Source organism: Prosthecobacter sp., assembly GCF_044378005.1.
Taxonomy (GTDB): Bacteria; Verrucomicrobiota; Verrucomicrobiia; order Verrucomicrobiales; family Verrucomicrobiaceae; genus Prosthecobacter.
On record NZ_JBILYB010000058.1, the window covers coordinates 1 to 24421 of the forward strand.

21 protein-coding genes are annotated in these 24421 nt (G+C 61.4%); 17 read left to right on the plus strand and 4 right to left on the minus strand.

The genetic code is table 11. The annotated features are described in order from the left end of the window. The 3 genes from AC6FTP_RS12915 to AC6FTP_RS12925 form a co-directional block, all read left to right on the plus strand. Positions 1-1249 (plus strand): secretin GspD/PilQ domain-containing protein (locus AC6FTP_RS12915; protein WP_497207332.1); only part of this gene is annotated, 1249 nt, incomplete at its 5' end. Positions 1250-1315: 66 nt separating this feature from the next. Continuing rightward, on the plus strand, positions 1316-2434 hold the full coding sequence (locus AC6FTP_RS12920; RefSeq protein ID WP_497207333.1) for an aminotransferase class V-fold PLP-dependent enzyme: 1119 nt from the start codon (positions 1316-1318) through the stop codon (positions 2432-2434). Positions 2435-2443: 9 nt separating this feature from the next. Beyond that, positions 2444-2971 (plus strand): dihydrofolate reductase, encoded by a 528-nt coding sequence (locus tag AC6FTP_RS12925; RefSeq protein WP_497207334.1) that lies wholly within the window; start codon positions 2444-2446, stop codon positions 2969-2971. On the opposite strand, the gene AC6FTP_RS12930 is transcribed toward AC6FTP_RS12925, so the two are convergent. Next, positions 2968-4398 (minus strand): N-acetylmuramoyl-L-alanine amidase family protein, encoded by a 1431-nt coding sequence (locus AC6FTP_RS12930; RefSeq protein ID WP_497207335.1) that lies wholly within the window; start codon positions 4396-4398, stop codon positions 2968-2970. The two genes, AC6FTP_RS12925 and AC6FTP_RS12930, sit on opposite strands and share 4 nt — an antisense overlap. Positions 4399-4671: 273 nt before the next feature. Between AC6FTP_RS12930 and AC6FTP_RS12935 the strand changes: the two genes are divergently transcribed. The 6 genes from AC6FTP_RS12935 to AC6FTP_RS12960 all read left to right on the plus strand — a co-directional run bounded on the left by AC6FTP_RS12935 (position 4672) and on the right by AC6FTP_RS12960 (position 12494). Then, on the plus strand, positions 4672-7431 hold the full coding sequence (locus AC6FTP_RS12935) for a DUF6797 domain-containing protein (RefSeq protein WP_497207336.1): 2760 nt from the start codon (positions 4672-4674) through the stop codon (positions 7429-7431). Between the two features lie 115 nt (positions 7432-7546). Then, positions 7547-8956 (plus strand): pyruvate kinase, encoded by a 1410-nt coding sequence (gene pyk / locus AC6FTP_RS12940; protein ID WP_497207337.1) that lies wholly within the window; start codon positions 7547-7549, stop codon positions 8954-8956. Positions 8957-9056: 100 nt separating this feature from the next. Further along, complete coding sequence (locus AC6FTP_RS12945; RefSeq protein ID WP_497207338.1) at positions 9057-9551, plus strand: hypothetical protein; 495 nt, start codon at positions 9057-9059, stop codon at positions 9549-9551. A gap of 4 nt (positions 9552-9555) precedes the next feature. Continuing rightward, on the plus strand, positions 9556-11019 hold the full coding sequence (locus AC6FTP_RS12950; RefSeq protein WP_497207339.1) for a DUF1800 domain-containing protein: 1464 nt from the start codon (positions 9556-9558) through the stop codon (positions 11017-11019). A 36-nt stretch (positions 11020-11055) separates the two neighbouring features. Beyond that, positions 11056-11301, plus strand: a complete 246-nt coding sequence (locus tag AC6FTP_RS12955; RefSeq protein ID WP_497207340.1) for a hypothetical protein — start codon at positions 11056-11058, stop codon at positions 11299-11301. Next, the gene (locus AC6FTP_RS12960; RefSeq protein WP_497207341.1) at positions 11298-12494 is read left to right on the plus strand and encodes a DUF1501 domain-containing protein; all 1197 of its coding nucleotides are present in this window, start codon (positions 11298-11300) and stop codon (positions 12492-12494) included. Before AC6FTP_RS12955 ends, AC6FTP_RS12960 begins: the two co-directional genes overlap by 4 nt. Here AC6FTP_RS12960 and AC6FTP_RS12965 read toward each other — a convergent pair. Next, entirely contained in the window at positions 12392-13225 is an 834-nt protein-coding gene (locus AC6FTP_RS12965) for a nuclease-related domain-containing protein (RefSeq protein ID WP_497207342.1), read from the minus strand. The two genes, AC6FTP_RS12960 and AC6FTP_RS12965, sit on opposite strands and share 103 nt — an antisense overlap. 30 nt (positions 13226-13255) lie before the next feature. After that, positions 13256-13930, minus strand: a complete 675-nt coding sequence (locus AC6FTP_RS12970; protein WP_497207343.1) for a hypothetical protein — start codon at positions 13928-13930, stop codon at positions 13256-13258. 129 nt (positions 13931-14059) lie between these two features. Here AC6FTP_RS12970 and AC6FTP_RS12975 point away from each other — a divergent pair, with 129 nt between their 5' ends. After that, positions 14060-17419 (plus strand): protein kinase domain-containing protein, encoded by a 3360-nt coding sequence (locus AC6FTP_RS12975; protein WP_497207344.1) that lies wholly within the window; start codon positions 14060-14062, stop codon positions 17417-17419. 18 nt (positions 17420-17437) lie between these two features. On the opposite strand, the gene AC6FTP_RS12980 is transcribed toward AC6FTP_RS12975, so the two are convergent. After that, positions 17438-18307: a D-hexose-6-phosphate mutarotase gene (locus tag AC6FTP_RS12980; protein ID WP_497207345.1), complete on the minus strand. Its 870-nt coding sequence runs from the start codon at positions 18305-18307 to the stop codon at positions 17438-17440. Positions 18308-18438: 131 nt separating this feature from the next. Here AC6FTP_RS12980 and AC6FTP_RS12985 point away from each other — a divergent pair, with 131 nt between their 5' ends. The 7 genes from AC6FTP_RS12985 to AC6FTP_RS13015 all read left to right on the plus strand — a co-directional run bounded on the left by AC6FTP_RS12985 (position 18439) and on the right by AC6FTP_RS13015 (position 24370). Continuing rightward, the gene (locus AC6FTP_RS12985; RefSeq protein WP_497207346.1) at positions 18439-18942 is read left to right on the plus strand and encodes a hypothetical protein; all 504 of its coding nucleotides are present in this window, start codon (positions 18439-18441) and stop codon (positions 18940-18942) included. Further along, positions 18939-19511, plus strand: a complete 573-nt coding sequence (locus tag AC6FTP_RS12990; protein ID WP_497207347.1) for a hypothetical protein — start codon at positions 18939-18941, stop codon at positions 19509-19511. The genes AC6FTP_RS12985 and AC6FTP_RS12990 overlap by 4 nt, the downstream gene beginning before the upstream one ends. Continuing rightward, positions 19456-20475 carry a Kelch repeat-containing protein gene (locus AC6FTP_RS12995; protein WP_497207348.1) on the plus strand — a complete coding sequence of 340 codons (1020 nt, stop codon included), beginning with the start codon at positions 19456-19458 and terminating at the stop codon, positions 20473-20475. The genes AC6FTP_RS12990 and AC6FTP_RS12995 overlap by 56 nt, the downstream gene beginning before the upstream one ends. A 230-nt stretch (positions 20476-20705) precedes the next feature. Then, positions 20706-20861 (plus strand): small basic protein, encoded by a 156-nt coding sequence (locus tag AC6FTP_RS13000; RefSeq protein WP_497200901.1) that lies wholly within the window; start codon positions 20706-20708, stop codon positions 20859-20861. A gap of 45 nt (positions 20862-20906) precedes the next feature. Beyond that, positions 20907-22253, plus strand: coding sequence for a pseudouridine synthase (locus AC6FTP_RS13005; RefSeq protein WP_497207349.1), 1347 nt, complete (start codon positions 20907-20909; stop codon positions 22251-22253). A 48-nt stretch (positions 22254-22301) separates the two neighbouring features. Continuing rightward, positions 22302-23705, plus strand: a complete 1404-nt coding sequence (locus tag AC6FTP_RS13010; protein ID WP_497207350.1) for a glycoside hydrolase family 140 protein — start codon at positions 22302-22304, stop codon at positions 23703-23705. A gap of 62 nt (positions 23706-23767) precedes the next feature. Continuing rightward, the gene (locus tag AC6FTP_RS13015; RefSeq protein WP_497207351.1) at positions 23768-24370 is read left to right on the plus strand and encodes a 3-keto-disaccharide hydrolase; all 603 of its coding nucleotides are present in this window, start codon (positions 23768-23770) and stop codon (positions 24368-24370) included. The last annotated feature ends 51 nt before the right edge of the window (positions 24371-24421 follow it).

Consider the following 24421-nt stretch of genomic DNA (forward strand, 5'->3'; position numbering starts at 1 on the left):
CGCCAGTCAGCGCTCCCGCGAGCAGGCCAGCGATGACCTCGCGCTCGCCCACAGCGGTCAAAACGCGGGCGACTTTGCCGAAGAACTGCTCGCCGCCGTCGCTTCGCTCGGAGCACAATTCAGCCGCTGTTGGTTGCCGCTCGCCCTTGCGATGTCCGTTTCCGCCGGAGCCAAAGCCATGCGCCAGCGGCTGGGCAACCTCGTCGATTCAGGCCGGGATCGCCTGGGATACTCAGGGCTGCAAAAGCTGGCGCTGCTGCTGCCGATGCTGGCCGTCGCTTTCGGTTTGGCCGGACTTACCGCCTGTCGAAAAGCCGAGCTGCCCAGAGACGCGATGATCCTGGTCAGGAGTCGCTTTATCAGTATCCCCGTGGGCTCGCCCGTGCTGGCGGAAGCCGGGCTTGTGGTTGATGATAACGCAGGCTTGCAGAACCTCGGCATCCTCAGCGCCGATCAGGCCAGTGCTTTGCTGAAAAAGCTCAGCCAGCAAAAAAGCATCGACCTCATGAGCGCCCCATCCGTGACGACGAAAAGCGGCCAACAAGCCACCGTCGAAGTCGTTCGCGAGTTCATCTACCCCACCGAATACGAGCCCGCCAAACAGCTCGGGAAAGACCAGCCCGTCATTCCCACCACACCGACCGCCTTTGAAATGCGCCCCGTCGGGGTGCGCATGGAGCTGAACCCGACCCTGCTGGAGGATGGCAGCATCGACCTCACCCTGACGCCGGAAGTGACCAGCTTTGAGGGCTTCATGGACTACGGGAAGTCCATCGAAAAACCGGGGGATGTCTCAGGCGCGGTGCTCACGGAGAACAAAATCCAGCAGCCTATCTTCCACAGCCTGAAGACCACCACCACCGTCACCATGCAGCCCGGCCAAAGCATCGTCTTCGGTGGTCTCGGCAGCCCGGAAAGCGCCCCGCTCACCGACCGACTGCCGAAAACCAAAGACCTCATCTTTTTCATCATCAAGGCGGAGATCGCCGATGCCGCCAAGTCCACTCCGCCGAAGGAAACCGCCGAGCCTGCCGTGACGATCTTAGGTCAAGTGAAGCGCCAGGGCAAATACACCCTCAAGCCCGGCATGACCGTGAAAGACCTCCTCGACCAAGCTCAAGGCCTCAGTGACCGAGCCGATGGCTCCAAAGCTGAACTCAAACGTGGCGACAAGCTTTTCATCATCCCTCTACCCGAAAGCGCCAAGGCCCTCGAAGCCGACGACGTGCTGACGGTGCCGGCGAAGTAAGATTCGCAAAGTCACCGGAGACATCTCTGCGCAAGAAAGTCATCGTTCATGGATTAAACTTCACCCATGCTCACCGACTCCACCCGCCTCCGCGATTTTCCTTCTCTTTCTGGCATCACCTACCTGAACACGGCGGCGGAGAGCATCCCGCCGCTGTCGGTGAAGGAGGCGCTGGAGAGTTATTGGGCAGACAAGTCGCGGGGGATGCGGGGACGTGAGGGGCACTTCGCAGCGGTGGAAACTTGCCGGGAGATCAGCGCAAAGATGCTCGGACTCACGACGGAGGAGGTGTCGTTCTGCTCGTGCAGTTCCGAGGCTTACAACCTGCTAGCTTCGGCGCTGAATCTCGGTGCTGACGATGAGGTGGTGGTCACCGATCTCGACTTCCCCGCTGGTGCCACGCCTTGGCTGCGCGCGATCACGCCGCCGACATCAAGACTTTGGAAAGCTGCGGGCGGTGAGCTGAATGTGGCGGATCTCATTCCACTGCTGAATGAGAAGACGAAGCTCGTGCAGGTATCGCTCGTGAGCTTTTACAACGGGCACCGCATCGACTGGCAGCCGCTGCATGACGCGGTGCGGAAGCACGCGCCGAACGCCCTGATCTCCGTGGACATCACGCAGGCTTTCGGGCGTGTGGTTTTGAACTGCGATGGCGCAGACATCCTGATCAGCAGCACCCACAAGTGGACGCTCGGCGTGCATGGCGGCTGCGTGATCGGTATCCCGAAGCGGAATGCAGATCGTCTGACGACTCACGCCGGCGGCTGGTATCATCTCAGCAATGCTTTCGATGCAGATCGCTTCGAGCGTGCGGTGACAAAAACGGGCGCACTGAGCTTCTCCGTCGGGATGCCCAGCTTCGCGGCGCTTTACGCGCTGAATGCGGCGCTTCGTTATGTCGATGGCGTCGGCGTGGCAGCGATCTCGGCTCATGCGGACCCTTTGGTCAAAGAAGCGCACGATGGGCTCGTGGCGCTCGGCTACAAACCCATGGCTCCGCTGCGTGCAGATCGTCCGACGGGGATCGTCGCCTTCATGCACGAGCGCAGCACGGAGATCCATGCGGTACTGGAGAAGGCGGAAGTCCACGTCATGCACAACGCAGGCCGCATTCGTCTAGCCATGCACGGCTACAACACGAGCGACGATGTGAAGCGTGCGCTTGCTGCCCTGAAGGTGTAGTCTCGCGCCATGAGCGCTCATCTCACTCTCATCGCCGCCGTCTCGGCGGACGGTTTCATCTCGCGTGGGAAGGGCGTGCCGTGGGATCTGCCCATCGACAAGGCGCATTTCCGCGCTGCCACGCGTGACAAGTGGCTCCTTCTCGGGCGACTCACCTTTGAGGAGATGCTCGGGTGGTTTCAGCTGGGGCATCATCCGCTTGTGCTGACGCGCGACGACTCGCTGATCGTGCCCGGCGGAGAAAGGGTGAGCTCGGTGGCTGAGGCAGTGCGACTCGCCAGTGCGGCGGGCGAGTCCGAACTCGTCTGCTGCGGTGGCGCAGAGGTGTTTGCGGCGGCGATGCCTCACGCGCAGAGGCTCGTCATCACGCATGTGCTGGAGATTCTCGGCGGCGGCCTGCCTTTTCCCATCATCTCACCGCGCGATTGGGAGCCGGTGATACGGCATACCCACGTCATGGATGAGCCGCACGCATTCGATTTCGAGATCGTGACCTATCAGCGCGTGATGCGCCGGGAGTATGACCTCGCGGCTTAGCGCTGATTCGTCATCGAGCCGCGCAGGGCGGTGCGGTAGTTCACCACGGCATCGGCGATCGCGCTGGCGACCGAGGTGCGATAGGTGTCGGAGGCGATGAGGCGGCATTCGTTGCCGTTCGTTACGAAACCACCTTCAAAGAGAATGCCGGGGCGTTTGCAGCCGGTGAGCACACTCCACTGGGCGCGTTTAATGCCGCGATCCACGAATTTGAAGCGGCTGATGACCATGGCGTGCACGGCGGTGGCGAGGGCGATGTTCGCGGAGTCGTGGGAGTTGCCCGTGAGGCCGTTGTAATTGAAACCACCACCGCGCTCCAGGCTGGCGGCACTTCCCTGCGGAGTCAGAGCAAAGGTCTCGATGCCTGAGGCGGCGCTGCCACCGGAGTTGAAGTGCAGGCTGATGAAAATGCTGCGTGGTGTGGCATTGGCGATGGCCACACGCCCGCCGAGGGAGATGAAAGTGTCGTTCGGGCGCGAGAGGATGACTTTGAAGCCTTTCTTCTGGAGTGAGTCCTTCAGGATGTAGGACATCTTGAGCGCAAAGTCCTTCTCATAGCCATACACGCCACGCGCGCCGGCATCATGACCGCCGTGACCGGCATCGACGATCACCGTGTCAAAAGGTTCGCCGTCCGTGATGTAGGTGGGGCGCAGGACGGGATCGATCAGCTTGCAGAGGTCGAGCCGGGAGAAGAGAGCACGGCCGCCGGACTCCAGCACGGGGAAGCTGAGGATGAATTTGATGTTGTTGATCAGCATATCCTGACTGCCGACGCTGGCCTTCAGAATGAGGTTGTTGGAGCGGAGCCAGACATGCTGCCCTTCAAGCTTATAGGAGCTGAACCGGTAAAAGCTGTGGATGCTCTCGGCGGTCACGTAGTCGCGTCCATTCACCTTCACGACCTGCCAGCCCGAGCCTTTGCTGCTGGTTGGCAGAGTCTCGCTCGGGGCGGAGGAGACGGGGGCCGGCGCTGGTGTCTTGGCGGCGGCGGTCTGCTTGTCGTCGTCATCCGTGCCGAATTCACCATCGCCCGACTTGGTCATGGCTTTGGCGGGTTCTTTTTCCAGTTCCGAGGGCTTCACGGGCTCGGTCTTTTTCACCACAGTGGGGGCTGACTTCGTGGGCGTGGACTTCTTCGCCGTCGATGAGCTGGATTTGCTGCCGCCGCTGGTGGACTTCGTCACCGTGCCGGTCTTCGGCTTGATCGTGATCTTCTCCCTTTTGGCCGAAGATTCCGCAGGCTTGGCCTTGGGGGCTTCCTTCACTTCGGCAGGCGCAGGTGGGGTTTCCTTCGTGCCGCCGCCAAACATCCGTTTCAGGAAGCCGGGCTTGCCTTCGTCGGCAGCGGTCACATCCGCCTGGGCGGTGGAGAGGGAAACGACCGTCAGGGCCAACAAGAAGCGGCAGGCGGCGCGGGAGGTCATGGGCATTCTTCTCATCTCGGGGGCAAAATGATCTGTCGCGGTCTAGCCGCCAGGGCCACGAGAGTAGTACACTCCGCCCATTTGGCAAATCGGGAGATTGGGGCGGCTGACGCATGAAGCGGGCCGATGAATCTGGTTACCTGCTTTAGTTACAGGATTTACAAGATTGGCAGTATGGGCAGGCCTGTCCTTTGCGTGATCAGGTCCGGGCAGGCATCGGAATACAGGCCACGGTGATTGACAGAGTGGCCTGCCCTCGGGTGTTTCAGCCTCATGCGTTTCGCTCCGACCGTCTTTTTTGCCCTTCTCGTCCTTTCTGTCCTTCCGGGGGTGGCCCAGACTCCATCGAAGAAGGAAAAAGCCAAAACGCCCCCAGCCACGCCCGCCAAAGGCGACTGGGCAGACTGGGTGGAGCCGGATTTCCCCTTTTTCAGCAGCGTGCTGGACTGCCGAGATGTCGGCGAAGGCTTCCCGAAGGACAATCTGACCCCGCGCGGCCTCATCCTGAACCTCGGCCACAACCTCTGGGCCTGCTTCGACACCGACCTCCTCCGCATCGCCTGCATCTGGGAAAGCGAGCCCGGCAAACCGCCCGTCTCCGCTCTGGCCCTAGCGCCGGGGTCATATCACATCGCCGGGCAGAAGACCAAAGACGGCCAGGAAGACCTGCCGAAGCCGCTGGGGAAGGTCTGGCTGGCGAATGGGATCTACCCCGGCTGGCAGGTGGGGGACAAACCGAGCTTTACCGACCCGCGTGAGCCTGCGCCGAGCAAGGAGGAGGTGGGACGGGGGCCACTGCCTTCGGAACAAGCTCGCTTTGTCAGCGTGCAGCCAACCAAGCTGGGAGCGCTGCTCAGGTATGAGCTCGGTGGTACCTGGGTCGAAGAACTCCTCGCAGCCAGCCGCGTAAACGACTTGAAGGTGATTCATCAAAGCCTGCGGTTTGGAACCCCCTCACCGAAACGGACACGCTTGATTGGCTTCCCTTCCTCGGATCTCTTCGCGGAAAGTGATCTGGAGAAGATGGACGGCTGCCTTGCCTTGAAACTCGACACCGAGTCGGGATCAGGCTGGAAGACTTGGCATCTTACCCTCGTGGGCAAATCCGCAGTCAAGGTTGCTGCGAAGGAGGGTGAACATCATGCCTTTCTGAAGAAGCTGGAAAACTTCAACCCAGCAGAGCCCTGGCCCGGCCTCTGGAGGGATAAAGTTGTGGCCAAGGCGTCACTCTCCACCTCCCCGGAAGCCTACGTCCTCGACTCCATTCCGTTGCCGGTGCCGAATCCTTGGAAGCGGAATGTGCGGCTGGCGGACATCGCTTTTCTCAATGATCAGGGTGATGCGGCGGGTGTGACCTTTGATGGCGATGTCTGGCTCATTTCGGGTCTGAAGGGCGATCTGGAAAACGTGACCTGGAAGCGTTTTGCCTCCGGGCTGCATGAGCCGATGAGCATTGTCGCGCGTCAGCGCGAACATCCAACATCGAACGTTGAACATCGAACTTCCAAGGATCAGAGTTCAACGTTGAACGTTGACCTCTTCGTCTTCGACCGCAGTGGCATCTGGAAGCTCATCGACTCGAACAACGACCGCGAGTGCGATCGGTATGAGATGTTCTGCAATCTCCCGGCTCAGACGGCGGAGACGCGGGAGTTTCCGAACTCGATGAAGCTGGGGTCGGATGGGTCGCTCTACATTTCCAAAGGCGGGCAGGAAGGCACCACGCGTGGCAAGCACAACGGCACGGTCATCAAGGTCGCGCCGGATGGGAAATCCTTCGAGGTCATCGGCTACGGGCTGCGGCAGCCGTTCATCGGCGTGCATCCAGAGACGGGACTCGTCACGGCGAGCGATCAGCAGGGGCATTACGTGCCGTCCACGCCGTTGCACATCATCGGCGGACATCGCTTCTACGGGCACCTCCCCACCATCGCCGAGAAGGAAAAGTATCCCGAGGCCATTGCCGATCCGCTGACCTGGCTGCCGCATCCGGTGAACCCCAGCGGCGTCACGCAGACCTGGCTCGTCGGGGCGAAGATGGGGCCGATCAATGACGAGCTGATCCACATCGGCTACAATCGGCCGGAGCTGTTCCGCGTGCTCATGAACTCGCGATTTAAGAAGCCTCAAGCCGCCGTGATGAGCTTCTGGCGTGATTTGGATTTCCCCACGCTCAATGCCCATGTGAACCCGGCCGATGGCCAGCTCTACGTCGTCGGTTTCCAGGTCTGGGGCACCATCGCGCCGAAGCTCAGCGGCCTCGCCCGCCTGCGCTACACGGACAAACCCCGCGTGCTGCTGAAGGAACTGACCCCCACGGACAAAGGCGTGCTTTTGCGCTTCAATGCCAAGCTAGATGCCAAGCTCGCCACCGATCCCGCCAGCTACAGCGCCGAGCGTTGGAACTACAAACGCACGCCGGAGTATGGCAGCCCGCATCTGAAGCTGGATGGCAGCGCCGGGCAGGAATTCATGACCGCCAGCAGCGCTTACCTGAGTGAGGACGGCCAAAGCGTGCTCGTCGGCTTCCCCGACATGAAAGGCGGCGTCAGCCAGATGCGCCTCGGCTGGGGCCTGAAGAGTGCCGACGGCCTGAAAGCGGAGAACACCGCCTATTTCACCCCCTGGGAACTCGCCAGCTTCGACTCGGTGAAGGAAGGCTTTGGCAAAATCAGCGTCGATCTCACCCCACGTGCTGCCGTGGCCGTCGCCACCATGAAACCGACCGCCGAGGAAGGCGCGCGGCTTTACCAGATGTTCGGCTGCATGGCCTGCCACAGCACGGACGGGAGCACCGTCGGCAAAGTCGGCCCAAGCTGGAGCGGCCTCTTCGGCAGCGAGCGAGAGATCGCCAAGGGCATGAAGGGCAAGATCAAAGCCGACGCCGCCTACCTGCGCGAGTCCATCCTGGCTCCGAGCGCCAAGGTGGTGAAGGGCTTCGAGAAATTCGACACCGGCATGCCCATCTACGCGGGCATCCTGAACGACGCGCAGATCGACAGCCTGATCCTTTACATTCAGACACTGAAGTAGGAGCGCAGAAGGGAAAACGCCTTCTTTTGCACTCTCTGGCCCGCTGCCTGCTGCGTGAGGGGATTGTACCTTGAGAATCCGGGCATCCGGGGCCAAGCGTCACGACCCCAACCCCATGCGCAAAACCAAGATTCTCTGCACCCTCGGCCCCGCGACGGAAAGCGCCGAAGTCATCGCCACCTTGATCGCCAAAGGCGCGGACATCATCCGCCTGAACATGAGCCACGCCTCCCACGACTGGGTGCGTCAGGTCTATGCCCGCGTCCGCGAGGCAGCCGACCAGACCGGGCGGGAGATCGCCGTGCTCATGGACCTCACCGGCCCCAGCATCCGCACGGGCGATGTTGATCAGGCCTGGCAGCTCAAAGTCGGCGATGAGGTGGAGTTCCGTTGCACACCGGACTTCCAGCCCACCATCGGCTACTCCTGCACGGTCAATTACCCCGATCTCGGCAAGGATCTGAAGCCCGGCGATGTCATCTTCATCGACGGCGGCATGATCCAGGTCAAAGCCCACACCGTGACCCCGAAGCATGTCATCAGCACCGTGCTCACGCAGGGAGAGATGAAAAGCCGCCGCCATATCAACCTGCCCGGCGTGGATGTCCGCCTGCCTCCTTTGACCAAAAAAGACTACGCCGACCTCGACCTCGGCGTGGAACTGGGCGTCGATTACTTCGCGCTCAGCTTTGCTCGTGAGCCCGCCCACATCCAGCATCTGAACCTCCTTCTGGAGCAGAAAGGCAGCAAAGCCCGCGTCATCGCCAAGATCGAAAACCAGCAGGCGCTCAAGAACATCGACACCCTCGTCGAAGCCAGCGGCGGCATCATGATCGCCCGTGGCGACCTCGGCAGCGAGTGCCCCATCGAGGACCTGCCGCTCATCCAGCGTCACATCGTTGAGCGCTGCTCTTTCCATGGCCGAAAGGTCATCGTGGCCACGCAGATGCTCGAAAGCATGATCGAAAATCCGGTGCCGACCCGCGCGGAGGTCACCGACATCTTCAACGCCGTGATCGAGCAGGTCGATTGTGTCATGCTCTCCGGTGAGACCAGCGTGGGCCGCTACCCGGACAAGTGCGTCGAGGTGCTCGACAACGTCATCCGCCGCATCGAGCAGAAGTATCCCTCCGGACGCTTCGCCAGTGACGCCCCGCTCAAGACGAACAAGCACAAGACCGTCAAAGCCGCCATCCTGCTGGCGAACAGCATCCCTGGCTCGAAGCTCCTCGTCTTCACCCTGCGCGGTGTCATGGCGCACCTGCTTGCGCATCAGCGCCCCGAGTTCGCGCCCATCTTCGCCTTCACGCCGAAGCTCTACGTCAGCCGCGCCTTAGTCAGCGCCCGTGGCGTGCAGCCCTACGTCATGGAGTTCACCGAAGGTCAGCCCGATAAGTCCATCCGCGATGCCATCGCCCTGCTGCACAAACACGGCCTCGTGAAGACCGGCGACCCTCTCGTGATCCTCAGCGATGCTTTGTACGATGGGAACAACGTGGACGCCATCCTGCTTCAGGACGCGTGATGGGCGACAGGGGCTCGGTTTGAGAGCCCACTTCACACGGCGAGTTATTTGATTGTTACCGGGAGGGATGTGCGGCGTTTAGCCTGCGTCATCCTTCACCATGCTCTTCTCTACCGTTCTCATTTGGCTGCTCGTGGCAGTCGCCTTTGTCTTGGCGCTTCCGGCGCTTTGGTTGCTCGCTCGTGGTCTCTGGCCTGAGAAGGTGGAAAAGCAGCGCCTGGTGGCCGGGCGTGGGCTGTTGACAAGCTTCCTCATCGGGCTCGGGCCGCTCATCGCCGGGGTGATTCTCATCGCCGTGCTTTCGAAGCTGCCAAAGATGGGAGCTCTGGCGGTGCTCGTCGGCGGAGCGATGATCGCGTGGGGGTTCATCGGGGCGGGAGGCATCGCGGCACTCATCGGCGAACGTCTTTGGCCGCAGATCGAGCCGTGGCGGCAGACGAAACATGGCGGACTGACGATCATGTGCTGCGCATTGCTGCCAATCGTGGGTTGGGCTGTGCTGCTGCCGCTGATCGCCATCATTGGCTGGGGCATCAATGTGCGGGTTTGGTTTGTGAAGCCGGAGATCACGCCACCTGAGCTTCCTGCCGCCTGAGGTCATGAAACTCTCCCGCCGCCACCTCCTCACCACGACGGCCCTCGGGCTCGTCTCGTGTGATCGTGTGGTGACGCAGATCAACCGTGAATTCCTGGGCGAAGGGTTGCCGGGCAAACTGCCGCCGCCACCATCCGGGGAGGAGATTGATCCCGACTTTCATCTGCTCTCGCGTGCTGCCTTTGGCCCGTGGCCGGGAGATGTCTGGCGGGTGAAGAAGATGGGGCGTGAGGCCTGGCTGGATGAGCAGCTCCATCCTGACCGCATGGATGATACGGCCTGCGATCTGCGGGCGGAGCGGTTTGAGTCGATCTATTTCAGCGCGGGGGATGCGTATGAGTTTCGCAAGCCGGTGCTGCGGGATGAAATCACCCGTCACACACTGCTGCGGGCCATTTACAGCAAGCGCCAGCTCTTCGAGGTGATGGTGGAGTTTTGGACGGACCACCTGAACATCGACCTCGAAAAGGGCGACTGCATCTACCTGAAGCCGAGCGACGACCGTGATGTGATCCGCAAGCACGCGCTGGGGAATTTTTACGATCTGATCCGCGCCTCCGCCACTTCGCCAGCGATGCTGGTGTATTTGGATGGGAAGTCGAACAAGGTGCGGCGGAAGGCAGATGACAAGCCGAACGAAAACTACGCCCGCGAGCTGATGGAGCTGCACACGATGGGCGTGCATGGCGGCTACACGCAGCAGGATGTTTATGAAGCGGCGCGTTGCCTGAGCGGCTGGACCTTTGATCGAAATCGCTTCTTCGCGCTGAATGCCGGGGAGTCCTTTTTCAAACCCGACTGGCATGACGATGCTGAGAAGCAGGTGCTAGGGCAGGGGATCCCGGCTGGCGGAGGCGAGAAGGATCTCGACCGGCTCGTGAAGATCGTGTGCAGTCATCCGAGCACGGCGAAGTTTCTGGCCACGAAGCTGTGCAAGCGCTTCGTCAGCATGGAGCCGCCCGCGAGCGTGGTGGAGAAGGTGTCGGCGGAGTTCACGAGGACGCGCGGAGACATCAAGTGCGTCCTGCGTGTGCTCTTCGGCTCCACCGAGTTTGTGGAGAGTCGAGGGCAGCTCTTGAAGCGGCCTCTGAAATTCATGGTCTCCGCTCTGCGGGCTCTGATGGCTGACACCCAGGCGGACAATTCCGTGCTGGAACCGCTTCAGCGCATGGGCCACGGCCTTTTCCAATACCCGACACCCGACGGCTATCCTGATGAGGAACTGCCCTGGATGGGCACGCTGATGTGGCGATGGAACTTTGGCATGGCGCTGGCCGCAGGGAAACAAAACGGCGTGCGCGTGAACCTGTATGATCTACGCCGCCAGATGAAATTTGTGCAGGAGGCGTGGTTCGCCCACCTCATCGGTCGTGCGCCGAAGCCTGAGGAGCTGGCGGTGGTGAAGACAGACGACGAAACGCAACTCGTCGGACTCATCCTCGCGAGTCCGGCTTTTCAGAGGTGTTGACCTGGCCGCGCCATCCTTCGTATCATCCCACCTGCCATGATTCCCTTCGATTTCAAATACCAGAACGGCTCGTCGCTGTTTGCATTAGCCATCTTTGTCATTTGGCTTGTTTACATCTGCATCTACTGGCGGTCGATGGTGCAGATTCTTGGAGCGTCGAAGTTCGACAGCTCGGACAAGATTCTCTGGTTCCTGGTCATCACTCTGGCTCCGGTGATTGGTATCATCACGTTTCATGCGATGTGTCCGCCACCTTTGCGTAATCCTCCACCCCAGTTATGACTCGACGTTCTCTGATCTCGAAGCTCGCTCTGGCAGCCGCGCCTTCCTTTGCGGCGGTGCCGCGTGAGGAGTCGCACACGCTGATCCATGTCTTCCTGCGTGGTGGGGCGGACACGCTGAATCTCTTCGTGCCGATTGCGGATGATCGTTACTACCGGCTTCGTCCAGGGCTGGCGATCCCGGCGAAGGAGGCCATCAAAATTTCGGAGCACTACGCGCTGCATCCGGCGATGAAGCCGCTGGAAGCTCTCTACAAAGACGGACGCTTTGGCGCGGTGCAGTCGGTGGGCGTGGATAACACCAGCGGCTCGCATTTCGACTGCCAGGATCAGATGGAGCATGGCGACTCCATGCACGGTACGCCTGCGGGCGGCGGCTGGCTGGGTCGCTTCCTGCGCTTGAACGCCACCGACGCTACTTCGGCGCTGTCCGCCGTGGCGATTGGGACGGTTTTGCCGGAATCCCTGCGCGGTGCCCCGGCGGTGAGCGTGCTGGAGCGGATCGAGGACATCGCCATCAAGAGCAGTGGAGATTCGGCAAAGGCCGTGCAGGCGCTGAAGGCGATGTATGGAGCCGATGTGACACTGCTCGGGCAGCGCGGGGTGGAGACGCTGGATCTCTTCCAGCGTGTCTCCGCTCTGCAAGGGAAGGGCGGTGCGCCTGAGCATGGCGCGGCCTATCCAAAGGATGGTTTCGGCGCTGGCCTGCGGGAGATCGCGCGGCTGATCAAGGCGGGGCTCGGTTTGCAGGTGGCCTGCATCGACCTGGGTGGATGGGACACCCATTTTTTCCAGGGGAATGCCAGCGGCACGCAGGCGGAGAAGATCAAGACGCTGGCGGAAGGCCTGGCAGCGCTGGACCTGGATCTGAAATCGCATCGCACTCGCTACACGGTGATGGTCACTACGGAGTTTGGCCGACGTGTGTATGAGAATGCCTCGCTGGGCACGGATCACGGGCGTGGTTTTGCCCTCATGGCGCTGGGTGATCGAGTGAAAGGCGGGCGCGTGCTTGGCTCGTGGCCGATCCAGGCGGAGGAAGACATCAATGTGAACACACCCGGCCCAGGTGGGCTGCATGCCGAGACGGATTACCGGGCGGCTTTCGCCGAAGTTTTGCGCGGCTGTTTCCGCTTGGCTGAAGTGGAGCTCGTTTTTCCTGGAGCGGAACTGAAAGCGGTGGGCTTGATGTGATCACCGGCCTCCTGCTCGTTGGCCAGATTCTGACTGACGACTTGCTCGGCATCATAGACGCGGCCAGAGGTCCCATTATCATAATCACCTGTCATTGGGAGAAGAGCCGTCAGGGCTTGGGAGAGGACCTCTGGCGAGATGATAGGTGCAGTGTGAGAGAGGATGTGGCGCCCCAGCTTATTGGAGAGGACGCATGGAGGAGAATCAGCAAAGCTCACCTCCGACTGAAAAAAAATGATGGAGACGAAAAGTGCTTCAGGCAGGCCGAGGAACTTTGCCAATGCCTTCACATGATAGTGGTTTCGTATCACGGGATTGATGAAGGTCTTCCTCCCCTTCTGCCCGTCAACGGTCCAGTTTGACTCCCCGACCCCACCAGTGATGTAGCCGCACTGCTCCTGGGGTTGGATGACAAAGATGCCAAAGTTTGACAACACCACATGGTGTATGCGGGTGATGCCTTTCCCGTCCAGACGCGGGACGTGAATCAAACTTAGAATCTGATACTTGTCTTTGGGCAGACGATGAAGGGAATCCATCAAACCGCCTTTGTTTTCCGACTTCTGCCCGGGTCGGGGAGGGGGTGGCTGGGAGATCTGCTTCATCTTCCTTTTGAGAAAGATGCCCAGTGCCAGGAGGCCAATCATGGGGGCAAGGATGAAGACCGCAAGAATCAGCGGCCAGAACCGGCCGAGGAGCTGAAGGCACAATTCTATAAGGTGATGAAGCATGACCGTAATTTATGACAAGGATACGGCCATTTAGGGGGCGCTTTTCAGAGCTTCACTCAATGGTACGACGGAACCTGCAGGCGGCTCGGGATCAAAGCCACCGCGTCGGCCGGGCTTGGCGGCCTCGGTTTCTGCCTTGGCTTTGTCGATCACACCTTTTTCGGCGCGCTTGCGGGCTTCTTTTTTCTCTGTCGGGGTACTCGGCAGCATCTCCAGCATGTCGGAGGAGGATTCGCCGGAGGCTTTCAGCTCGCTGATCCTTGGATATTCCTCATCCATGGCGGCGATGAGCTCGTCTGGAAGTCCGCGCCAGATGGTGAAGATGCCGTCGGAGATGACGTTGTCGATGGTGACGTAATCCACCACGGCCGCGTTCACCATGCTCACGAGCATTTCCCCCTGTCTCATGCGGGAGACGATCTCCAGGGCGTTGGTGCCTTTGAAATCCAGCTTCAGGGCCACACCGTTGGTGCCATCCGGCGCGGGAAAGGGGTGGAATGCCACGATGCTCTTGTGGGTGAACTCGGGGATGACCCTCAGCACGACCGTGCGGCCTTCGATATTCCGGCGGAAGATGGTCTTGGGGGAGTCCATGTCACTGCCCTGGGAAAAAACGGTGACGAGGACCTTGGGGTCTTTACTGAAAGTGGAGCAAGACGAGAGTAAGCCAGCCAAAGCAGCGAGTAAGAGAAGGGGGGATCTCATGATTTCAGAAGAGAAAACCAGAGTTGTGACGAAAATGCAAGGTGGCAAAGTCCGCCAACTGAGTTCTCATCTCCAGAATTGCGGTCTGGCACCCGGTGTGCTTCAACCTCAAAGAAACCTCTTTTTCCAGTGTCCGAATCCTTTCCAGACGACTCCACGTCTCCCAGCATCGAAGATGACGTGACAATCGAGGTGGAGGGAATGCGCTCCGCCGCCACTGCGGCAAGAGAGCGGCGCTCAGGGCCGGTGGTGCCCTCCGCCAAAGCATCGCCGAAACCCAGGGGCTCAAATTTGCTGGAGGACAATGATGGCTGGATCGACGGGAAATTCCGCCTGTTGGAAAAGCTGGGGGAGGGCGGCTTCGGCCTCGTCTATAAAGCAGAGCAGGTGCAGCCCATCCACCGGCTGGTAGCCGTGAAGGTGCTGAAGGCGGGCATGGACACGCAGCAGGTGATCGCCCGCTTCGACACGGAGCGTCAGTCGCTCGCCCTGATGGAGCACCCGAACATCGCGCGTGTGCTGGATGCGGGCGAGACGGAGCGTGGGCAGCCCTACTTCGTGATGGAGTTGGTGCGTGGGCGCTCGATCACCAGCTACGCGAAGAAAAAAGAACTCTCCATCCAGCAGCGGATCGAGCTTTTCATTTCGGTCTGCCATGCGGTGAATCACGCGCATCAGAAAGGCATCATCCACCGTGACCTGAAGCCCTCGAACGTCATGGTCATGGAGGAAGACGGAGTTCCAGTGCCCAAGGTCATCGACTTCGGCATCGCCAAAGTCCTGGAGCAGAAAAACATCCGTCAGACTCTGGCCACCGGTATGGACCAGCTCGTCGGCACGCCGGGTTACATCAGCCCGGAGCAGATCGAGCACGGCAGCTCGCATGTGGACACTCGCTCGGATGTGTATGCGCTGGGCTCCATCCTGCTGGAGTTGCTCAGCGGGAAGCCGCTCATCACGCCTGCTGATCTGGCGAACCGCCCGATGCATCAGATCCTGCGGGATCAGGTGGAGATCGACCCTCCGAAGCCTTCCTCACGCGAGCCTGCGCTGAAAGGCGATCTCGACTGGATCATTCTCAAGGCGCTGGAGCGTGATCCATCACGCCGATACGGCAATGCCGATGACCTGGCGGATGACCTGCGGCGCTTCCTGAACTTCCAGCCCGTCCACGCCTGCCCACCGAGCAAGGGCTATCTGCTGAAGAAGTTCGTCAGGCGACATCGTGTGGGGGTGGCGGCATCATCTGCCGTGGCGCTGGCTGTTCTGGCGGGCGGCATCATCAGCACGGCGCTCTACTTGGAGTCTGAAAAGAATCGCACCGCCGCGCGCAAGGCCTCCTCCATCTCCGATGGCCAGATGGCCGGGCAACTGCAGCTCACCGAGCGCACGGATTATCACAGCTCGGTGGCTCTGCTGAGCCGTGCGCTGCGCACCGACCCCGACAATGCCGAGGCGGCGACGAACCTGCTTTCTCTCCTGGAGCACGCGCACCTCATCCAGCCGGCCACTCCAGAGTTGGAGCTTCCCAGCGGCGTGGTCGAGGCGCGGCTCGTGGGGGTCAGCAGACAGGCGGGGCGTGTGCTGGCTGTCTCCAGCCCGAATCAGGGCGGGGTCACGACCGGCAGTGACGTGCTGAGCCTTTGGGACATGGGCACTCTGCGCCGCACGGATCACGCATTGCCGCGCGGAGTCGTGGTCACAGCGATTCAGATTTCCAAAGATGGACTCCAGGCCTACCTCGCCCGTGATGATGGCCGGATCATGCGCTGGAATTTGAAGGATGACGTGAGCACACTACTCGCGCCCGCGCTGCCTGCCGGGGCCGATGGCAGTCAGCAGTCCGTCCTTTCCATGATCCTCTCGGGAGATGGCGAAACACTCGCCGCCGGTGGAGATCAGGGGGCGATCTGCGTCTGGAATCTGCGACAGCCAGAGCCGACTGCGCTGATGATGCAGCATCCCGCGCCAGCAGGGGTGAAAACTCCCATCATCCACCTAGCGATGGATTATCTCGGGGCAGTGATCGCGAGCGCGAGCAACACGGGGGGCGAATCTTCGGGTTCGGCGAAGGGTATCGTCGCGGTCTGGGACAGGGAGTCAGGGAAGATCATCGGCGACCTCGTGCAGGTGGATGAAGGCGTCAGCGCGGTGGCCGTGCATCAGGAAAAAGAGATGCTCGCCATCGGCCTGTACAGCGGCGTGGTGCATGTGTTGAACTTCCGTGCTTTGCAGGAGGTGATGCCGGAGATCTCGCATCCGTCTGCCGTCACCAGCCTCGCCCTGAACTCGGACGCCACCACGCTCGTCGTCGGTGATGGCAGTGGAAATCTTCATGCCTGGAACACCGCCAAAGGCCGCCCACGCGCACCCGCGCAAGCGCACGATGGAGAGATCATGGCGATGTATCAGGCGCTGGAGCAGGGTGTGCTCGTCAGCATTTCACGTCATGGCGAGGTCCAGGTCTGGAATACCCAGACAGGCGCGCGCAACAACCAGCGGCTCAGGCACAGTCTGGCGGATGCCGCCGTCACGCCGAATGCCGCCCTGCTCGTCATGGCACCCCGTTATGACTCGCATGTCCAGGTCTGGAGCATCCACCGCCGGATGGCCACGCGGCGCTTCATGGCGGACCCGGCGGAGACATTCCGCCAGACTCCTGCCGTGACAAAAAGCTCCCCGCAGGCACTGCGTGAAGCCCTCACCCTGGGATGGAACTCCAAACGCACCCTCGTCGCCGCCGCCAGTGCGGACGGGCACGTGCGTGTGCTTGATCCCAGCAGCGGCCGCGCGCTCGGCCCGGCCATCCAGCATCCGCCCGCCGTCGGCGCAGTGGCTTTGTCTGACGATGGCAGCCTGCTCGTGACCTCGGGACGAGATCAGGAGATCCGCTTCTGGCAGGTTGCCACGGGCAAGAGCACAGGCATCGTCATTCGTCCCGAGAACTTCGTCAGCAATCTCTCCCTCACCAGCGATGGCTCACAACTCGTCACCATCACCGATGCCGGTGAGATCCGCGTCTGGGAGACGGGCCGGGGAAACAGCCTCACCCCGCCCATTCGCGCCGGAGCAGGCATCGATGCCGTCCACATTTCGGAGGATGCCACGCAGTTCATCTATCACCTGCCGGAGAGCGGGTGGTTTTCCCTGCCCATGCCACCGAAAGGCATCCGCCTCCCCAGTTGGTTCCTCGACCTCTCCGAAGCCATCGCCCGACGCCGGCTCACCTCTGAGGCGCAGGCCGAGACCCTCACGCTCGACGACCTGAAAAAAGCCATCGCCGCCGTTCCTGAGCATCCCAGCCCCGAAGATGCCCTCGCCCACCGCTGGGCTCAATGGCTGCTCACCGAGCCGGGCAGGCGCGCCCTCTCACCGCAGGATGATCAGTCCTTGGAGGCCTACCTCGACTCGCTGAAGAAAAACCCCTCCCCAGCCGCTGCTGCTGAGTTGCAAAATCTTCATATTGAAGCCTCTGTGGGCCAAAAATGACGTGGCTCGCTGGCCTTTTCAGCCCACGCTCACCGTCGTCACGATCACATGCTGCCCGCCGGGGGAAATGCGCACCGCCGCCTCGCCCGCATTCGCCGCCTCCACGCAGAGGAAGCCGTGATAGGCCTCGTCTGGCAGATCGGCGAGTCGTTTGGATTTCTCGATCCAGGGATTCCACACCACCGTCGTGCCGCTGCCGAGCTTGTTGATCGTCAGCTTTCGGCCCCAGGCCGGGTCATCCACCACCACGCCGCTCGGGCTCACGTATTGGCGGTCCACCTCACGATCAAACGTGATGTCCGCCTCCTCGCCCTCCCGCATCGTCGGCGTGCCCACCGTGTCGAGATAACGCGCTTCCGTGAGGCCGCTCACCGTCACCTTCGAAATGTCACCCACGCTGAGATAAGTGTGCAAAGCCTCCGTGATCACCATCGCCGCGTCACTGGTGTTATGCGTCATCAGCGACACCTCCAGCTTCGCGCCAAAGCTGATGCCCAGATGGCAGACAAACTCATGCGGCCACAGCGCACGAGTCTCGTCATTGCTTTGCAGGCGGAAAAGCATTGTGACCTGCGACCCCTGCTCATCCGCACGCACCAGTTCCCAGGGCAAAATGCGGGCGATGCCGTGCATTGGCTTCGTCGGGTCGGACACATGCCCGCCGAACCACGGCCAGCAGACGGGGATGCCGCCGCGGATCGCCTTCCCGTTCTGGAGCACGGCGTCCGGGCTTATGTAAAGCACCGGCTGCGTCTGCCCGGCCGGAGTCCACTCCATCACATGCGCGCCATTCACCGCCACGCGTGCCGATGCCGCAGCATGACGGATGACATAGACAGGATAACCGGGAGTCGGTTCTTCGAGAGTGATGCAATCGGGGAGTTTCATGGCGTCCGAGTAAAGCCGCGCGGACTCCAGCGCAAGCAAAGGCGCGCGGTCCCATGACTTCCTCTGGCCTGCCGAGGGAACCAGCGATTCCATTCTTGTCAGCGCGGCGACCTTTCCGCAGACTCGCAGTCATGTCTGATTCGTCCCCGCTGCCCTACACCGACACAAAGCCCGTCGGTGCGGCGGACTTTTATGCCGCAGTGAATGCCACGTTTCGGTTTATCGAGCGGAAGTTCGGCATCGACGGACTCCGGCGCTACTGGTCCGAGATGGGCAGCAGTTATTACGCGCCCGTGACAGAGCGCTGGCGTGCTGGCGGCCTCCCTGCCGTCGCCGAACATTGGCGCGCCTTCTTTGCGGCGGAGCCGGGCGCGGAGGTCGAGATCACCCAGGGTGAAAACGAAGTCGTCGTCGAAGTCCGCACCTGTCCCGCCATCGGTTACCTGCGTGAGCATGGGCGCGAGATCGTGCCGCACTTCTGCCAGCACTGTCATTTCGTCAGCACCGCCATGGGTGCCGGAGCTGGCATCGAAATCCGCCTCTGCGGCGGCAATGGCACCTGCACGCAGCGCTTCGCCAAAGCGGGCTTCTTTTCCGAACCACAACGCCTGGAGGACATCGCCACCGCATCATGATCGGCATCTACGACTTCTGTGGACACTACGAGTGGACCTTCCAATGGCTGCATGGCCAGGGCGGCCACGACCTCGTCCGCCGCTACTGGGACGAGGCCATCCATCAGGACTCCCAGATCCACGCCGACGCGCTCATCACGAGCAAAGGCTTCGCTGGCATGGATGAATACTGGGGCCACACCTTGGCCGAAGAAGGCGCCGAATGGGAGGTCACCCGCCGCGACGATGTCTTCCGCATCGACATGCATCATTGCCCTTCCAAGGGCTTCCTCATCCAGAACGGCCTCAAGCAATACCCCGACTACTGCGACCACTGCCTCGGCTGGATCGGCCCGCTCATGAAGAAGGCCGGCTTCGTCATCGACCATGAGCACAACCACTGCGGCCAGTGCTGGTGGGAGATCCGCCGCGCCGGTGACACCTCGGCTCCGCTCCCGCCCGGCGCGCTTTGTGGCGAGGCCGATGTGCGGCTCCATGCCGATTGGAAGACTTCAGACACCCACCTCGACACTTATGAACGCGCCACCGATCCTGACGACAAGCTGCCTGCTGCTCCTGCTGACCTTTAGCCACGCTGCCGAATGGGAAAAGCTCCCGCCGCTGCCCGCGACGAACGGTGGATTTGTGGTGGGCACGGATCAGGGAAAGCTCGTGATCGCTGGCGGCACGAACTGGGAAGGCGGGAAAAAGAACTGGCTGACCAAAGTCTGGGCTTTTGATCCGCAGACGCTGAAATGGGAAGCTCGCGCCGAGTTAAAAAGCCCCGTTGCCTATGCCGTCGCCGGAACCCGCGATGATGGGATGGGCAAGTCGGCCATGGTTTTCGGCGGCGGCTCCGATGATCGGGGTGTCCTGCGCTCCGTGCAGCATCTTGGCAAAGGTGGCTTCGAATCCCGCGAGGCGGATCTCCCGCCCAATGCCGTCCTTGCCGCAGGTGGCGTGCATGGGAAGTCTTTGGTCTTTGCAGGCGGCACTCCAGACTCCGCCCAGATCGCGAAAGCCTCGAATGCCACGTGGTCCATCGATCTCGAAACGCTCCAGGTCACGAACCTCGCGCCTTTCCCCGGCCCGCCCTTCCTCACCGCGGCCTCCGCGATGGATTTGTTCGGCAGATTGTTCGTCTTTGGCGGCGGCACATGGGATGAGAAGACTCAGGCTGTGCTGAATCTGGATGCGGCCCATGTCTTCGATCTGAAGAAGAACTCGTGGCAAAAACGGCGCTCCCTGCCTTACGCCGCGCGCGGCATGAGTGCGGCCATGCTTTACCAGGACAAGCCGAAGGGCGGCTCCATCGTGAAGTCCTTCGTTTACCTCGCCGGCGGTTATAAAAACGACACCGAAGGCTTCACCAACGAAGCCTTCATCTACGACTTCGATAAAGACGAATACCGCCCGACCACGCCGCTGCCCTACAAAGCCATGGTCGCTCTCGTCGTTCTCGATGGCTACCTCTACTGCCTCGGCGGCGAAGACAAAAAGCAGTCCCGCACCGACGCCTGCTACCGCATCAGAGTGGAGGAACTGCTCAAATAACTCGTGCCAGCTCTTCGGGCCATAAACCATCGCCGCCACCTATGGCCCTCCTTTTCACTCTGAATTTCCGAAAGTTTGGGTCCGAGAGCGGTGGTCACCAAGCACTCCGCCAGAAGCATGGTGGGCGGAGGTTTGGTCGCGGAGTTCCCGTCACCAACAAACTCCTTGCGCTTCCGGGGGGCGCGCCTATTCTCCGCGCCCTTTTTCCAAACCTCTTTTCAACACAGATTATGTCGCAACATCGCAGCCTTAAAACATCCGGTGGTTCCGTGGGCACCAAACGCAGCGTCCTCAAACGCGGCGAACGCATCAAGCTCATGAAGGCCCGTGGTCAGTGGAAAGAAGGCCGTCTTCCGACCAGCCTTCCGAAGACCAAGTCCGAGTAGTAAACCCCCTTTGCGCCCGGTGGGACGTTCCGCCGGGCATTTATTTTGCGTCTTAATCGCTTCCTCAGCCAGTGCGGCCTGGGTTCACGCCGTGGCTGTGAGCAGATCATTTTAGAAGGTCGCGTCACGATCAACGGCAAGACTGTGTCCGAACTAGGCACCGTCGTGGCTCCCACAGACTCGATCAGTGTCGATGGCAAGCCCACCCGCACCGAGACACCCATCGTCATCGCCCTGAACAAGCCGAGGGGCTACATCTGCAGCCGTGCCGACGAGCGGGATCGCATGACGATCTACGCCCTGCTGCCAAAGCAGCTCCAAACTCTGCACCATGTCGGGCGTTTGGACAAAGAGAGCGAGGGCCTGCTGCTGATGACCAATCGTGGCGACCTTTCCCATCATCTCATCCATCCGAGCAAAGGTGCGGAGAAGGAATACGAGGTCATCGTCGATAAGCCGCTGGATCAGGCCACCATGGGCAAGCTGGTCCACGGGATGCTCACGGAAGAAGGTCACGCCAAGGCCGAGCGCGCCTGGATGATCACCGACTATCGCTGCCATGTGGTGCTCAAGCAGGGTCTCAAGCGCCAGATCCGCCTCATGTTTTACCAGCTCGGCTTCGAGGTCGAGCGACTCGTGCGCACGCGCATCGGCTGGCTGGAGGTGAAAGGTCTCCCCAAAGGTGCCTGGAAGCAGCTCACCGAGGCCGAAGTGCAGCGCTTCTTCACCGAAGCTGGCACCACGGGCAAACCCGTGGGCGACGACAAGCCGCGCAAAAAGCCTGCCGCCAAGAAAGAGGGCTCGGATGATGAAGACGAGGCCCCGCGCCGTCGTCCGCCCGTCCGCCGCCCTTCGAAAGGCACCGGCACCAAGCCCACGGGCCGCGCCCGCTACGCCCTTCCACGTCCCGAGCCCACTGAAGCTCCCGAACCTCGTCCACGTTCAGGTCCTCCACGTCGTGGATCGTTTGGTGGCCGCGACGAATCTTCCGAGCGTTCCGGTCCGCCGCGCCGCTCAGGTCCGCCGGACAGGTCTGCACCGCCTCGCCGTGGCTACGGTGGAGATCGGGACGAAGCCCCCGAACGTTCGGGGCCACCTCCACGCCGCTCGGGTCCACCGGATCGTTCCGGCCCCAAACGCCGTGGCTATGGTGGTGACCGTGAGGAATCCCCTCAACGCTCCGGCCCTCCGCGCCGCCCGAGATCGGATGACCGGTCTGATTTCTCCGAGCGCTCTGGCCCGCCCCGCCGTTCTGGCTTTGGCGACCGCTCATCGGGTCCATCAGATCGCTCAGGTCCCCCGCGCCGGTCCGGTCCTCCCGGACGTTCCGGCCCGCCAAGCCGTGGCGGCCCGAGAAAGCCCGGTGGCGCAGGCCCGCGCAAGCGCCCTTGAGGAACTGAGCTTGCCATTCAGGAGCGGAGTCCTCAGACTTCGCCCCTCATGACACTGCGCATTGTTTTTTCCTCCCTGCTCCTGAGTTTCACCGCGCTCCAGGCGGCCCCTTTGCCCGATCTCCGCGTCGCGGCAGACAAGCGCCACCTCGAAACCACGGAAGGAAAGCCCTTCTTCCTGCTCGGCGACACGGCTTGGGAGCTCTTCCACCGCCTGACGCGCGAGGAAACGCAGCTCTACCTGCAGAACCGCGCCGACAAAGGCTTCAACACCATCCTCGCCGTCGCGCTGGCCGAGTTTGAGTTTGATCAACCGAACGCCGCCGGTGAGCTGCCGCTGGAAAACAATGACCCGACGAAGCCTCACGAAGCCTACTTTGCCCATGTCGATTGGGTGATCGATCAAGCCGCCCAGCGCGGGCTCTACACCGGCCTGCTGCCGACCTGGGGTGACAAATGGAACAAGAAGTGGGGCAGGGGACCCGAGATTTTCACGCCTGAAAATGCCTCCATCTACGGCGAGTGGCTGGGCAGGCGCTATGCGGACAAACCCGTCATCTGGGTGCTCGGCGGAGATCGCCCCATCGAGACCGATCAGCACCGCGCCATCATCCGCGCCATGGCCGCTGGTTTGAAAAAAGGCGACGGTGGACGGCACCTCATCACCTACCATCCGAAGGGCGGAGCGAACTCCTCCGACTACTGGCCCGACGAGCCCTGGCTCGACTTCCACATGTTTCAGAGCGGCCACAGCCATCGCGCCAAGCCGAACTACGACATGAACGCGAAGAACCTGGCCCTGCCCGCACTCAAGCCCACCCTCGATGGCGAGCCCTGCTACGAAGACCATCCCGTGCGCAGCCTCATGAAGGACAAAAAGCCCACCGAGTGGTTCGACGACTACGATGTCCGCCGCGCTGCCTGGTGGAGCGTGCTCAGCGGTGCCTGCGGCCACGTCTATGGCACGCACAGCATCTGGCAGTTCCACGATCTCACGAAGCGCAGGCAGCAGACCGATGCCCGCACGCCCTGGCAGCAGGCCTTGGATCTGCCCGGCGCCGTGCAGATGGGCGTGATGCGGAAATTCATCGAGGGGCTCGACTGGACGAAGCTGCGTCGGGACGACGCCTTCATCATCAGCAAGCCAGTCCAGCCACTCACCGCAGGGCAGCAGCCCATGGCGGCAGTGGCTGAGGATGGCAGCTTTGCCCTGGTTTACGTGCCGGACGCCAAGGCATTCGGCATCGCTCCAGATATGGCCAAGCTACGCTTCAAAGTGGACGAACTGGACGCGTCCGGAATTGATGCTGCCACAGGAAAACCTGTAGCCGTCCTTGCGGCCTTTGGCGGTGTCCTGATGTTCTCCGCTTCCCTTGAATCGCGAGATGCCAAAGGCGTGCTCATCACGAGTCAAAAAGACTGGGTTCTCGTCCTCCGCCGCAAACAACCCTGATCCCAGCGATTCCAAACAACATTCCCCACGCACTTCGCGTTCCTTTGCACCCATCCCCAACCATGAAACACCTCGCCCTCGTCTCTCTCCTTCTGACAGCCACCCTCCACGCCGACGACTGGCAACCGGAGGCAGGTTATAAGAGTCTCTTCAATGGCAAAGACCTCACGGGCTGGTGCTTCCGCGAAAAGACGAAGAAGGACAATCCAAATCCCGGTGCCATCCTGGACAAGCACGATGGCAAAACCGAGGCCGCTGATGCCGGACGCTACATCGTGAAAGACGGCGTCATTGCCGTGACCTTCCCCACGGAAATGGACAAGCTCACGGGCCAGCTTTACACGGTGGAGGAGTTCCCCAAAAACTTCGTCCTCAAGCTCGAATTCCGCGCCGCCGTGAATGCCGACAGCGGCGTCTTTGTCCGCAAACCGCAGCTCCAGTGCCGTGACTACCTCGTGGCCGGTCCGTATAAAGAACTGAAGCAATACAAAGCCCAGGAGTGGAACCAGATCGAAGTCACCGTGAAGGACGGCGTGGCCCACTGCACCTGCAATGGTGAAGTCCTCGAAGCCGCGCTCCCCATGCCAGCCACCGGTCCCATCGGCCTCGAAGGTGACCGTGGCGTGATGGAGTATCGCCACATCCAGCTCAAGGTGCTGGAGTAAATGCCCGTCTGGAGAATTTCTGCCTAGTATCGGGAGGGGGAGATGTGGTGG